This window comes from Stenotrophomonas mexicanensis, assembly GCF_032911605.1.
Taxonomy (GTDB): domain Bacteria; phylum Pseudomonadota; class Gammaproteobacteria; order Xanthomonadales; family Xanthomonadaceae; genus Stenotrophomonas; species Stenotrophomonas maltophilia_A.
On the sequence record NZ_JAWJTG010000001.1, the window covers coordinates 328,530 to 340,874 of the forward strand.

General features: G+C 66.8%; 12 protein-coding genes. 4 read left to right on the plus strand and 8 right to left on the minus strand.

Annotation, left to right across the window (positions count from 1 at the left end):
• Positions 1 to 44: 44 nt before the first annotated feature.
• The 4 genes from R1L06_RS01570 to R1L06_RS01585 form a co-directional block, all read right to left on the minus strand.
• Positions 45 to 3,167 carry a TonB-dependent receptor gene (locus R1L06_RS01570; RefSeq protein ID WP_317216737.1) on the minus strand — a complete coding sequence of 1,041 codons (3,123 nt, stop codon included), beginning with the start codon at positions 3,165 to 3,167 and terminating at the stop codon, positions 45 to 47.
• 182 nt (positions 3,168 to 3,349) lie between these two features.
• On the minus strand, positions 3,350 to 4,306 hold the full coding sequence (locus tag R1L06_RS01575) for a FecR family protein (protein ID WP_317216738.1): 957 nt from the start codon (positions 4,304 to 4,306) through the stop codon (positions 3,350 to 3,352).
• Between the two features lie 82 nt (positions 4,307 to 4,388).
• On the minus strand, positions 4,389 to 4,892 hold the full coding sequence (locus R1L06_RS01580) for an RNA polymerase sigma factor (protein ID WP_317216739.1): 504 nt from the start codon (positions 4,890 to 4,892) through the stop codon (positions 4,389 to 4,391).
• A gap of 184 nt (positions 4,893 to 5,076) precedes the next feature.
• Positions 5,077 to 6,003 carry a LysR family transcriptional regulator gene (locus R1L06_RS01585; RefSeq protein WP_071227968.1) on the minus strand — a complete coding sequence of 309 codons (927 nt, stop codon included), beginning with the start codon at positions 6,001 to 6,003 and terminating at the stop codon, positions 5,077 to 5,079.
• A gap of 151 nt (positions 6,004 to 6,154) precedes the next feature.
• Between R1L06_RS01585 and R1L06_RS01590 the strand changes: the two genes are divergently transcribed.
• The 4 genes from R1L06_RS01590 (at position 6,155) to R1L06_RS01605 (ending at position 8,985) form a co-directional block, all read left to right on the plus strand.
• Entirely contained in the window at positions 6,155 to 7,021 is an 867-nt protein-coding gene (locus tag R1L06_RS01590) for a pirin family protein (protein ID WP_032129427.1), read from the plus strand.
• Positions 7,022 to 7,092: 71 nt separating this feature from the next.
• Positions 7,093 to 7,773: a hydrolase gene (locus tag R1L06_RS01595; RefSeq protein WP_032129426.1), complete on the plus strand. Its 681-nt coding sequence runs from the start codon at positions 7,093 to 7,095 to the stop codon at positions 7,771 to 7,773.
• A gap of 55 nt (positions 7,774 to 7,828) precedes the next feature.
• Complete coding sequence (locus R1L06_RS01600) at positions 7,829 to 8,470, plus strand: hydrolase (protein WP_005409869.1); 642 nt, start codon at positions 7,829 to 7,831, stop codon at positions 8,468 to 8,470.
• A 116-nt stretch (positions 8,471 to 8,586) separates the two neighbouring features.
• Positions 8,587 to 8,985, plus strand: a complete 399-nt coding sequence (locus R1L06_RS01605) for an OsmC family protein (protein ID WP_317216740.1) — start codon at positions 8,587 to 8,589, stop codon at positions 8,983 to 8,985.
• A gap of 28 nt (positions 8,986 to 9,013) precedes the next feature.
• On the opposite strand, the gene R1L06_RS01610 is transcribed toward R1L06_RS01605, so the two are convergent.
• The 4 genes from R1L06_RS01610 to R1L06_RS01625 all read right to left on the minus strand — a co-directional run bounded on the left by R1L06_RS01610 (position 9,014) and on the right by R1L06_RS01625 (position 12,344).
• Positions 9,014 to 9,343 (minus strand): hypothetical protein, encoded by a 330-nt coding sequence (locus tag R1L06_RS01610; RefSeq protein WP_005409871.1) that lies wholly within the window; start codon positions 9,341 to 9,343, stop codon positions 9,014 to 9,016.
• Positions 9,344 to 9,441: 98 nt separating this feature from the next.
• Positions 9,442 to 11,187 (minus strand): putative porin, encoded by a 1,746-nt coding sequence (locus R1L06_RS01615; RefSeq protein WP_317216741.1) that lies wholly within the window; start codon positions 11,185 to 11,187, stop codon positions 9,442 to 9,444.
• Positions 11,188 to 11,228: 41 nt separating this feature from the next.
• A complete protein-coding gene (gene tolA, locus R1L06_RS01620; RefSeq protein WP_317216742.1) occupies positions 11,229 to 11,891 on the minus strand; it encodes a cell envelope integrity protein TolA in 663 nt (220 codons plus the stop codon).
• A gap of 39 nt (positions 11,892 to 11,930) precedes the next feature.
• Positions 11,931 to 12,344: an ExbD/TolR family protein gene (locus tag R1L06_RS01625; protein ID WP_005409874.1), complete on the minus strand. Its 414-nt coding sequence runs from the start codon at positions 12,342 to 12,344 to the stop codon at positions 11,931 to 11,933.
• Between the last annotated feature and the right edge of the window lies 1 nt (position 12,345).

A 12,345-nucleotide genomic window follows, 5' to 3' on the forward strand; every position in this document is an offset into this window, starting at 1 on the left:
CCTTGGTTGAGGGAACTACGGGTACAACGCTTGAAGGTGGGAGATCAGAAGCGTGCGGTGACGCCGAGCTTCAGGGTGCGACCCGGGGCCGGCAGCGTGGACCGCGTGGCTGGATCGACGTAGTAGCGGTTGCCGAGGTTGCTGCCGACCAGTTCGACGCTGGCATGCTCGTTGAAGCGCCAGCGCGCATAGGCATCGACGGTGGTGATGTTTCCCCAGGTGAACGGCACGTTCTGCCAGAGCAGGCCGCTGCCACCGCTCAGCAGGCGGTCACGGTAGGCCTGCAGATCAGGGTTCTCGTGGCGCTGGTAGTGCACGATGCGGCTGCCAAGCTCCAGGCGCTCATCGAACAGGCGCGTGCCCAGCGACCAGTTGATCGACAGCTTGGGAATGGCCTGGGTCAGCAGGTAGCCACCGACGAAACCATCCTGCACGCAGTTCGGGACCAGGCCGCGGTTCGCATCCAGGAGCACCGCCGTGCTCTCGTCACACACCTCGTTTTCCAGCGTGCGGGTGATGCCCAGATCGGTGAAGAAGCGCCGGTTGTCGAAGCGGGCCTGCAGTTCGATGCCACGGATGGTCTGCTTGTCGATGTTGTCGAACAGGAAGTTGCCATCGCGCTCGATCACGTCACGGGTCTTGTGCACGTAGTACGCCAGCTTGACGTCGGCATCGGCGGTGTTGCCGAACAGGGCCGACAGGTTGTGCACGTAGCCCACTTCGTAGTTGTAGGCGTGCTCGGGCTTGAGCGCATGCAGCGGATTGAGGCTTCCGGAGAAGGCGATGGTGCTTTCGAACATGCTCGGGAAGCGAACCGCTTCGCTGTAACGCACGTAGGCACGGGCGGCCGGGGACAGGTGTACAGTGGCCGAGAAGGTCGGCAGCCAGGCATGGTCGCGGCGGCGGCTGTTGCGTGCATCGACCGGCTGCGACTGTACGCTGTTGCCGATGTTACAGACCTGGTCGCTGCCGGCGAACACCGGCTGCACGCCGGGAATGGCCGCCACTTCGCCATTGAGGCAGGGATTGCCGGCGCGGGTGTAGTTGCCATCGGCATCGGGCAGCCAGGGCCGCGTGTACCTGACCGGACGCGGCGTCTCGTACGGTGCCAGCAAGGCACGGATGCTGTCATCGATGAACCAGCCCATGCCGCGCTTTTCCCATACGGCGCGGCGTGCTTCCAACGCGTCGATGCGGGCCTGCAGATTGGCGGGACGGGGCGGCAACTCGTTCACGGTGTACTGCGCTTCCTTGCCACCTACGCCCTTGGTCAGCAGCTCGGGGTGCGCCTCGAGGAAATCGTCGAAGGCCCAGTAGCGGCTGTAGCGCACGCCTGCATTGAGGGTAAGGAAGTCGACCGGCCGCCACTCCAGGGTGAGGTAGCCCTCGCCCTCCTGTCGGCGCCCGGCACGCGGGAACATACGCCAGCCATCGGTGGTACCGAAGTACGGATCGCTCGAGCCGAGCTTCTCGTACTGCCAGTTGCCACCCACGGTCAGGTCCAGGGTCGAATGCAGGGCGAAGCGGTTGCTCAGGATCAGGCCGGTGCGGTCGTTGCGCGCGTTGGCCAGCGCGGTGTTGCGCAGGATCGGGCTGGCGTCCGGGTTCCATGCCGGATTACCCACTGCGAAGTTCGGGAAGCCGCCAGCACTGTAGGTATCGCTGTCCGTCTCCGTGCGCCACAGGTTGGCGTAGAGGTCCAGCCAGCGGCTGCCGGCCGGCTGGAAGCGGTATTCCAGGTTCCAGGCATCGGACGCAACCCGGCTGAGCGGCCACTGGATGCGCCCGTAGTCGGGCGCCGAGAGGATGCGCGACGGCATGATCTCGCCGTAGTGCGACAGCGTGCGCCGCCAGGTGGCCTTCAGCTGCTGGTCGTCGTTGATCTGCCAGGTTCCCTTGACCAGCCAGGACTCCTGTTCGCTGGAGGTGTTGGGCACCTCATCGCCGGGCTTGAAATAGCGCGCCAGCGTGGTGATGTAGTCGATGCCCTGGTACTCGTACTGCTCGCGCCGGTCCTGGTCGTAGTACGCGCTTCCCTTGCTGCCGGAGAAGTAGTTGCCGCGCTTGCGCCAGGCGTAGGCGGCCATCAGGTCGACGTTGTCGCCGCGTACGCCCAGTGCCAACCGCCAGGCCTGGTCTTCGCCATCGAAGGGGTTGTTGCCGCTGCGCGACTTCACCGGCACCACCAGGGTGCGGTCGTCATAGGGTGAGTTCGGCGAGCCCTGCGGGAACCCCGGCACAGTGCGGTAATCCTCGCCGGTGTGCAGGCGCGGAAGGCGCGGTGCCACCGCATTGCTGCTGCCTTCGATCTTCAGCTCCCCGCCGAAGCGCTCGCCGGCAGCAACAATGTCGTCAACGTCGATGGTCTTGATCACCAGCGCACCGCCGATCCCGCTGTGCACATCGCGCACCAGCCCTGGCCCCTTGATGACCTGGATGCCACCAATCAGGTTGGGATCGATGTAGTTGCGGTTGCTGACGCCGTTGTAGCCGCGCCAGACCGTGAGCGCCTGTTCGCCACCGTCGATGCTGACCGGCACCCGCCCGGGCCCCTGGATGCCGCGGATGTTGATGTCCAGCGCGCCGCTGTTGCGCGCATCGCCGCTGAACACACCGACCAGATCCTTGACCACGTCGGCTGGATTGGAACCGCGATAGCGCTCCACCCGGTCGCGCCCCGAATACGCCGTGGTCAGGTCCAGCGCGAACACATCATCGTAGCCGCGCCGATCGCGGGCCTCGCCCCCTTCCGACTGCAGGCGACCGGCCACGTCCAGCGTCTCGGTCACCCGCACCCCTTCCCCCTCATCCGCCTCCGCTGCGGCACGCAAGCTCCAGGTGCCGTCCATGCCGCGCTGCGCGCGCACGCCGCTGCCGCGCAACAGCTGCTGCAGCGCCTGCATCTGGCTGTACTCGCCACTCACCGCACTGGAGCGGCGGCCCTCCACCAGGTCACTGCGGAACACCACCTGCACATCGGCCTGGCGGCCAAAGGCACGTACGGCATCAGCCAGTGGTTGCTCCGGGATGGCGTACTGGCGCACCGGCGCGACGATCGCCGGTTGTGCCTGCACGGCCGGCACCCAGGCCAGCGGCAGCAATGCGGTGGAAACGGCCAGGGCCAGAACGGTGGCGCGACGATGACAGGCGGATGCCGTGGACGGCATGGACAGGAACTCCTCAAGCGTGGCTGGACCACGGGCACATCCGGTGCCGGTGGTGTGTCTGGCTTGAGGAAAAACGGTGTTTCGCTCTGGCTATACCTCTATAGACAGCGGGACACTGCGGGTGCCCACGGTTTTTTCATGTTTTTTTCATGCCGCGTATTCCGCCATGAACCGGCGGCACCTCACCACAGCACCAACGCGCCACCGGGCAAGCGCTGCATGCGCAGTCCTGCCTGTGCGGCCACGGCATCAATGGCGGTCTCCGGCTGCTGCAGGTGGAACAGGCCACTGACCCGCACGTTCGCGCCCTGCCCGCCCAGTACCCAGACCGGTGCACGCCGATAGCGGGCCAGATCGGCGATGGCCTGCGCGGCCGGCCGATCATCGATCACTACCTCGCCACGCCGCCACGGCGCCACGGCCTCGGGATCTTCCAGCTGCACCGGCTGCAGCCAGCGGCCGTCACGGAACGCCCGTGACTGCCCGGCATGCAGGCGCTGCACACTGCCATCGCCCGGCCGCACTTCGACCACACCCTCACTGACCTGGGTGGTGACCGTGGTATCCAGCATCGACACACTGAAGGCGGTACCAATGTCACGGACCAGGCCGCCCGCCGCCTCGACGTGGAACGGGCGCGCCTCGTGTGCCACCTGGAACCAGGCCTGGCCGCGCAGCAGGCGCAGGTGCCGCTGCTGGCCATCGAACTCGACCGCCAATGCGGTGCCCGCATCGAGCACGGCAGTGCTGCCGTCGTCCAGCTGCACCACGCGCGGCGCATCACTGCTGCGCAGGTCACTGCGCGCCAGCAACAGCGCCTGCGGTGCGGCCGCGACCATCAGAACCACAGCGGCGGCGCTGGCCAACAGCCATGGCAGGCGACGGCGCGGTGCGACCGGACGCAATCCCTGGCGGTCGGCGGTCAATTCAGGCAGCGCCGCCAGCACGTCGGGCCCGGCGGCATCCAGCCCCTGCCAGAAGGCCTGCTGCTGGCGCCAGGCCAGCGCATGGCGCGGATCGGCCTGCAACCAGCGCTGCAGGGTTCGTTGCTGGCGTTCCGGCAGCGGGCCTGCACTGCACCGGATCACCCAGCGCAACGCCTGCCTGGCCTGACGCGGCGAGGGTTCGGACGTGGTCATGGTTGTGGCCTGCCGCACCACGAACGGGTGCGCTTTCCTGTTGTGACAACGGCGGGCGCGATCTGCCCACGGCAATCGCCGCTCATCGATGCATTCCCTGCTGGTGCTGCTGGATCAACAGTGCCGCGCGCAGCACATGCTTGCCGACCAGGCTCTTGGAAATACCCAGCCGTGTCGCGATCTCGCGCTCGCTCAGGCCCAGGTAGCGGTTGAGCACGAAGCACTCGCGGACCTGCGCTGGCAGCGCGAGGATGGTCTGGGTGATCTCGCGCAGCTGTGCCTGGTCCAGTGCCTGCGCCTCGCCGTCGTGGCCCGCCTCGGCCATGTCGGCGGCGTACTCGGCCATCACGCGCCGCTCGCGGGCGTCGGCCTGGCTGCGGTTGAGCGCATGGTGATAGGCCATCCGGTACAGATAGCCGCGCGGCTCCAGGATCGGTGGATCACCGGGCACGCTGCTGGCCTTCAGGTACAGGTTCTGCAGGGTGTCCTCGGTACTGGCCGGGTCGAGATAGCGCGCGATGAAGCGAGACAACGCACGGCGCTCGCGGATCAGCAGCTCGACCAGCGCCAGGGCATTGGGAGACATAGGTGCCAAGGCCGGACCGGGGAATGATGGGCGTGATGGCGACGGTCCGGACATGGATTGTGGGCTGCGCGGCCGCAGGCGGCAAGCGAAAGCCCGTCGCGCGGCACCAGGATCTCCACGCATGGCGTGGATCTCCCAGGCGGCGCCGGATCCAGTAGATCCACGCCATGCGTGGATGCGGAGCCTACGGTTCGTCCAACGCCTCGAAACGCTCGGCGAGGTAATCGATCAACGCGCGTACCGCCGGCAGCAGCCCACGCCGCGAAGGGAACACCGCATGCACGATGCCGTGTTTCGGCACCCACTCGGGGAGCACCGGCAGCAGCGCCCCGCTCTCCAGCTCATCGGTGATCATCATCCGCGGCAGCATCAACAGCCCGACCCCGGCCACCGCGGCTGCGCGCAACGCGATCATGTCATCGCTGACCAGGCGCGGGCGGTGATGCACGCTGGCCTGGATCTCGCCGGGCCCACTGTATTCCCACACATGCTGCTGACTGGGCGAGGCCAGATCGACGGTCGGCATCATCGCCAGGTCGGCCGGCACCTGCGGCGTGCCCAACCGTTGCAGCAGCGCCGGGCTGGCACTGGTGCACCACACCCGGCGTGCCAGCACGCGCACCACCAGGTCGCTGTCTTCCAATGGCGGCGGCCGTACCCGGATCGCCACGTCCACACCCTCGCCCACCACGTCCACGCGGCGGTTGGTGGCGTCCAGCTGCACCGTCACCTGGGGGTGCAGGGCCAGGAAGTCGGCCAGCATCGGGCCGATGCGCGCGTGCAGGATCGCGATCGGGCACGCCAGGCGGATGGTGCCGCGCGGCTCGGCGCGTGACATCGCTATGGCTTCTTCGGCCGCCTCGGCCTCGACCAGCATTGCCTTGCAATGACGGTAGTAGTCCTGGCCGACCTCGGTGACCGAGAAACGCCGGGTCGAGCGCTGGATCAGGCGCACGCCCAACCGTTCTTCCAGCAGCGCGATGCGCCGGCTCAGTTTCGACTTCGGCATGGCCAGCGCCCGCCCGGCCTGCGAGAAGCCGCCGTGCTCGACCACCATGGCGAAATAGAACAGGTCGTTGAGGTCACAACGGCGGATATCTGCGATGAACACGGGGCGATCTCCTGCGGCCCACGGCCTGCCGCCATTGTTCACCAGATAGGACTATGACGGCAAATATTGGCGTCTACCGGCCCAATTGTCGCGGCGATATCGTCTCCTGCAACGAAGAACAGCGGCCGGCAGCCCCGGCCAGGAGATCGCCATGAAGCGTGTCACCGGTACCTACAGCGCCCCCCGCCCGCACTGGGTGGGCGATGGATTCCCCGCCCGCTCGATGTTTTCCTACAACACCCACGGCCAGCACCTGAGCCCGTTCCTGCTGCTGGACTATGCCGGCCCGTACAGCTTCGCCCCCAGCGATACCCCGCGTGGGGTCGGCCAGCATCCGCACCGCGGTTTCGAGACGGTCACCATCGTCTATGAGGGCGAGGTCGCCCACCGCGATTCGACCGGGGCCGGCGGCACCATCGGCCCGGGTGACGTGCAGTGGATGACGGCTGCCTCCGGCATCCTCCACGAGGAATTCCACACACCGGAATTCAGCAAGCGCGGCGGCACGCTGGACATGGTCCAGCTTTGGGTCAACCTGCCGGCGCGGGACAAGATGGGCGCACCGGGCTACCAGACCCTGCTTGACGCAGAGATCCCCTCGGTGGATCTGCCTGAGGGCGCCGGCCGCGTGCGTGTCATCGCGGGCCGCTTCGACGGCCACGCCGGTCCGGCACGTACCCACACGCCGATGGATGTCTGGGACATCCGCCTGCAGCAGGGCCACCACGCCGAACTGCCGGTGGCCGATGGCCGCACGCTGGCGCTGGTGGTGTTGAAGGGCTCGGTCCGGATCAACGGCGGCCAGCCGGTCGGCGAGGCGCAGCTGGTCACCTTCGATCGCAGCGGCGAGGACGTGTTCGTCGACGCCGACAGCGACGCCACTGTGCTGCTGCTCAGCGGCGAGCCGATCGACGAGCCGGTGGTGGGCTACGGCCCGTTCGTGATGAACAGCCAGGCCGAGATCAGCCAGGCGGTCAACGATTTCAACAGCGGCCGCTTCGGCCAGATCGCGCACTGAGCGCTTCCGCGCGGCGGGCGATGACCCGCCGCGCCAATGGGCCATCGCCCACCTTCCCCAGGAGACTGACCATGAGTACCCCCGCCAACTTCAACGGTGCCCGCCCGGTGATCGATCCGGACAACGCCGCGATGCTGCTGATCGACCACCAGAGCGGCCTGTTCCAGACCATCGGTGACATGCCATTCACCAGCGTGCGCGCCCACGCCACTGCGCTGGCGAAGATGGCCACGCTGGCAAAGATGCCGGTGATCACCACCGCCTCGGTCCCGCAGGGCCCGAACGGCCCGCTGATCCCGGAGATCCACGACGCGGCCCCGCATGCCCAGTACGTGGCGCGCAAGGGTGAGATCAACGCCTGGGACAACCCGGAATTCGTTGCTGCGGTGAAGGCCACCGGCCGCAAGCAGCTGATCATTGCCGGCACCATCACCAGCGTGTGCATGGCCTTCCCGTCGATCGCCGCCGTGGCCGATGGCTACCAGGTGTTCGCGGTGATCGATGCCTCGGGCACCTATTCGAAGATGGCCGAAGAGATCACCCTGGCCCGCGTGGTGCAGGCCGGCGTGGTGCCGATGGACACCGCCGCGGTAGCCTCGGAAATCCAGCGCAGCTGGAACCGTGACGATGCCCAGCAATGGGCCGAGGTCTACACGAAGATCTTCCCGAACTACCAGCTGTTGATCGAGAGCTACCTGAAGGCGCAGGACGTGCAGAAGAACCACGAGCAGCTGGATTCGCAGCGCAGCTGAGCTGCCCCCGGGGTGCCGGCCCGCTGCCGGCACTCCTCCCAACCGGAGACCCATCATGTCCAGTGAACCGATCCGCGACCCGGCCAGCGACCACCTGCTGACCCCGCAGAATTCCGCCTTCATCATCATCGACTACCAGCCGGTGCAGGTGAACTCCATCGCCTCGATGGACCGCCAGCTGCTGGTCAACAACATCGTCGGCACCGCCAAGGCCGCTGTGGCTTACGGTCTGCCGATCGTGCATTCGACGGTCAACGTCAAGACCGGCCTGAACAAGCCGCCGATTCCGCAGCTGCGCAAGGTGCTGGGCGACTACCCCACCTACGACCGCACCACCATCAATTCCTGGGAAGACGTCGAGTTCCGCAAGGCGGTGGAGGCGACCGGCCGCCGCAAGCTGATCATGACTGCGCTGTGGACTGAGGCCTGCCTGACTTTCCCGGCCCTGGACGCGTTGAAGGAAGGCTATGAAGTGTATGTGGTGGTCGACGCCGTCGGCGGTACCTCGCTGGCGGCGCATGACGCAGCACTACGCCGCATCGAACAGGCCGGGGGCCAGTTGATCAGCGTGCCGCAGCTGTTCTGCGAGCTGCAGCGCGACTGGGCCCGTTCGGAAACGGTGCCGGCGTTCATGAACCTCTTCATCGAAACCGGTGGTACGGCAGGCATCCAGTTCTCGTACGATCGTACCGAGTGATTGGGTGGCGGCGCTGGCCTTGGCTGGCGCCGCCTTTGGGAGCAGTCGAGCATGGCTCGACGCTACAGTGGGTTTGGTCGAGCGTGGCTCGACGCTAGAGACAGATGGAGAATGTGATGGCCTACGCGCGCATTTTTTCGACCGGCGACAACTACCTGCACCACATCAGCAATGGCAGCTTTGATGTGGATGCGGACGAGCCCGCCTCGCTGGGCGGCCAGGGCAAGGGCTTCGCGCCCTTCGATCTGTACCTGGCCTCGCTGGCGGCCTGCACCGCCATCACCCTGCGCATGTATGCGCAACGCAAGGACTGGGAGCTGGGCGAGTTCCATGCCGAGCTGCGTTCGGAACGCGATGCGGATGGACGCCTCCATGTGCACCGCGTGCTGCACGCCAGCGCCGAGCTGAGCGATGCGCAGTGGCAGCGGTTGCTGGAGGTGGTGGAAAAGACCCCGGTGACGCTGGTGATGCGCGAAGGTGCACGGATCACCAGCGAGCGCGGGGGCGCAGCGTAACCCCATCCACGCGTGGCGTGGATCTGCTTCAGCGCCGCGAATGCAGCACGGTGCGCTGGCGCATGGCGTTGAATTCCTGCTCCACCTGCTGGATGTCCTCGGCCTGGAAACCGGCCGCATCCAGCAGCTGGTCGGCGGCAGCCGCCGCCAGCGGATCATCGTCACGCTGGCGCCAGCAGCGCGCCGGCAGGAAGTAGCCCACTTCGCTGCGCCCGCGCATGATCACCACCGGCCGGCCCGCATACAGCAGGAACTCGGCCAGGTGCTGGCGCAGGCCCTCCACTGAAACATAGGCCGGTCCAACACCCAGCATCTGGCTGGACGGTTCGGGACTCTCGAACAGTTTGCGACGGCTCATCCACTCCTCCTTTTGAACAACGCGTGGTCTCCTTTCCTTAGACGGGCGCATCGCTGCGCCCCCGCCACGCACTACGTGATCCGCATCACGCCCGCCACTCAGAACCCGGTGTTGAACTCCAGCTGGAACACGTCGATCGACAGCGGCGCGCCGGACACTTCCTTGGCCGCCATCCACTTGCCGCTGATCCAGCTGCGTGCATCCAGCGCGTAAGCGCCGCCCACGTAGTAGCCGCGGGCGTTGGTGCCGCCCAGGTGGAAGTTCGGATCGTTGTAGGCATCGGGCAGTGCGTCGGCCTCGATGTGCTTGTAGCCCAGCAGCGCCTGCCACTGGCCCTTCTCCTTCAGCTCGGTGGCACCGAAGGTGGCCTGCACCATCCATGCGGTGTCGCCACTGCGGAAGGTATCGATGCCGACAGTATCGCCGGCGCCGTAGTTGTTGACGATGCCGTTCTGGGCACGACTGAACATGGCCTGCTTGTCGTAGGCCAGGTTGCGGATGTAATCGCCATCCAGGCGCAGACCGATGCCCTGCGCCAGCTGTGTATCCCAGCGCAGGTTCAGCGTGGCTAGGCGGAAGGCCGAGGCCAGGCCGACATACTGCGGGGTCGGCGTACCGGCCGGATCCACCGGATTGCGCGCGATGTTGCGGATCAGCATCAGGGTGTTGCCCTTCTGCATGAACGCCGGGCGCGACCAGTCAGTGTCGCAGCCCACCGCACCCGAATACAGCGAGCACGTTGAGGACAGGCGACCGCTGATGTTCTTGAAGTCGTAGTAGCCCAGCGCAGCACGCAGCGCGTTGTCATCGTTGAAGCGCCAGTTCACGCCCACCTGGGCACCGGACAGCCACTTGTTCTCGTTCGGAGTCTTGACCTTGCTCTGGCTCGGCGAGCTGTCGGAGGTGTACTCCAGCGGTACCACCGCGAGGTTGCCGAACAGGTCGAGGTCGCCACCATCGAAGTCATACTTCAGGTTCGCGGCCAGACCATCGAAATTGAGATCGTTGGAGAACAGCGTGTCGCTGGTCCAGAACGGATTGCCGAAGCGGCCGCCACGCACCGTCACCCAGTCCGCCGGGCTGTAGGCCAGCCAGGCCTGGTCCAGCCACACGTCCTTCTTGCTCAGGCCGCCACCCAGCTGCTCGGTGGTCGACACCGGGCCATTGCTGCTGCCGCTGGCCAGGCGCACGCCGGCCGTGGTGTGCTGGCCAATGGTTGCCTCGATGCCCAGGCGGGCACGGATGCGCCACAGGTTGCGGCGGTCCTGGCGGGTGTTGAGCAGCGGCGGCAGCTGCAGGTTGGTATTGGTGTTGGTGTCGAAGCCGTTGCCGGCGTTGATCGACGACCAGTTGCTCACGATGTCGCTGTTGCGCTCGGAGTAGAAGCGCGACTCGCTGCGCACACGCATGTCACCGGTGACCTTGATGCGCTTGGTCCACTCGGCCACTTCGTTGGGTGCCGCCCAGCCTTCCGACTTCGCCTGCGCCATCACGTCCTGGCGCACTTCGTCACGGATACCGTCGCGCACGCTCTGCGGTACGTACGGCACGCGCACGTCACCGGCCTCCAGGGCCACGCCACCACTCGCCGCGGTGCTGTCCGTGGCTGCAGTGCGCTGTGCGGCCGCCGCTTCGGCTTCGGCCTGCACCAGCAATGCCTGGCCATCTTCGGGCTTCAGCGCACCGCTGGCGATCAGGCCCTTGATCAGCTTGACCATGGTGGTTTCGGCGGCCATCGCACCGGCCGGGGCGGCCAGGCTGAGCAGCACGGCGCAGCACAGCAGCGCCCGTCGGGCCGGCCGCGGGCGGCGGGAGTCGGTTCGTGCGCGGACGTGGTCGTTCATCACGGTTCTCATCGAAAGAAGGGAAATCACGGAAGTCGGAGTCAGGCCCCGGGCCGGCGGCCCTGGATCAGGACGCGGGCGGGGAAATCGAGTGACGGCGGCGGTGCCTGGTCAACCTTGCCGATGCGACGCAGGGCATCGAGCACGGCCGCGTCGGCCTCCTCGTTGCCACTGCCGCGTACCAGCTCGACCTTCTCCAGGCGGCCGTCGTTGGCCAGCCACACATTCACCTGCAGCTGGAACGCCAGGCGCTTGACCTTGTCGTCGCGCGAGATCGCCTGCTGCATCAGGTAGCCCAGGTAGCGGCCGTAGGTAGCGTTGCCGGCGCCACCACGGCCAACGCCGGACGAACCGCCACCACTGCCGGACTGGATACCGAAGTTGTCACCACCGGCCTGCGCGTCGGCATTCATCGTCACCGGATCGCTGTTATCCGGCGTCGGCGTCGGCTCTTCAGCGGGCGTCGGCTGATCCAGCGGCTCCGGTTCGGGCATCGTCTCTTCCGGCGGCGTCTCCGGCTCCGGTGGTTTTTCCGGGGGCGGCGGCGGCGGCGGAGGGGGTGGCAGCGCCAGCATCGGCGGTTGCACCACCGGCCGGCGGGTGCTGGCGGTGTCCTTGAACAGCAGCCACCACACCGCGATACCGAGCACCAGCAACGCGGCCAGCACCAGTGCCACGGTCACCAGCAACTGGCGACCGCGCATGCCGGGCTCCGGTCGAGGGGGTTGATGGGCCGTCATGCCTCAGCCCTGCGCCTTGCCGGTGACCAGGCCGACCTGGGCCAGCTCCAAGCGCCGCAGCAGGTCCAGCACCTCGACCACGCGGGCGTACTGCACCTGCGCGTCACCGCGCACGATCACCGGGAAATCCGGTGTGGTCGCGCGCTCGGTACGCAGGCGGTCTTCCAGCTCGGCCATCGTCACCGGGTAGGCATCCAGGAACACCTGGCCACTGGGGTCGATGGTGATCGCCTTGGTCTTCGGCTTTTCCAGGGCCACGCTGTTGCTGGCCTTCGGCAGATTGACCTCGATGCCGGGGATGGAGGCGTTGCTGGTCAGGATGAAGATCACCAGCACCACCAGCAGCACGTCGACGAAGGGCGTCACGTTGATGCCCTTCTCGCGCTTCTTGATGCCGAACTTCGCCTTCTGGCCCATG

Excerpts from the sequence above, each read along its gene's own strand:
- R1L06_RS01570 (WP_317216737.1), bottom strand. The coding sequence starts at position 3,167 with ATGCCGTCCACGGCATCCGCCTGTCATCGTCGCGCCACCGTTCTGGCC.
- R1L06_RS01575 (WP_317216738.1), bottom strand. The coding sequence starts at position 4,306 with ATGACCACGTCCGAACCCTCGCCGCGTCAGGCCAGGCAGGCGTTGCGC.
- R1L06_RS01580 (WP_317216739.1), bottom strand. The coding sequence starts at position 4,892 with ATGTCTCCCAATGCCCTGGCGCTGGTCGAGCTGCTGATCCGCGAGCGC.
- R1L06_RS01590 (WP_032129427.1), top strand. The coding sequence starts at position 6,155 with ATGAAGCGTGTCACCGGTACCTACAGCGCCCCCCGCCCGCACTGGGTG.
- R1L06_RS01595 (WP_032129426.1), top strand. The coding sequence starts at position 7,093 with ATGAGTACCCCCGCCAACTTCAACGGTGCCCGCCCGGTGATCGATCCG.
- R1L06_RS01600 (WP_005409869.1), top strand. The coding sequence starts at position 7,829 with ATGTCCAGTGAACCGATCCGCGACCCGGCCAGCGACCACCTGCTGACC.
- R1L06_RS01605 (WP_317216740.1), top strand. The coding sequence starts at position 8,587 with ATGGCCTACGCGCGCATTTTTTCGACCGGCGACAACTACCTGCACCAC.
- R1L06_RS01610 (WP_005409871.1), bottom strand. The coding sequence starts at position 9,343 with ATGAGCCGTCGCAAACTGTTCGAGAGTCCCGAACCGTCCAGCCAGATG.
- R1L06_RS01615 (WP_317216741.1), bottom strand. The coding sequence starts at position 11,187 with ATGAACGACCACGTCCGCGCACGAACCGACTCCCGCCGCCCGCGGCCG.
- tolA (WP_317216742.1), bottom strand. The coding sequence starts at position 11,891 with ATGCGCGGTCGCCAGTTGCTGGTGACCGTGGCACTGGTGCTGGCCGCG.
- R1L06_RS01625 (WP_005409874.1), bottom strand. The coding sequence starts at position 12,344 with ATGGGCCAGAAGGCGAAGTTCGGCATCAAGAAGCGCGAGAAGGGCATC.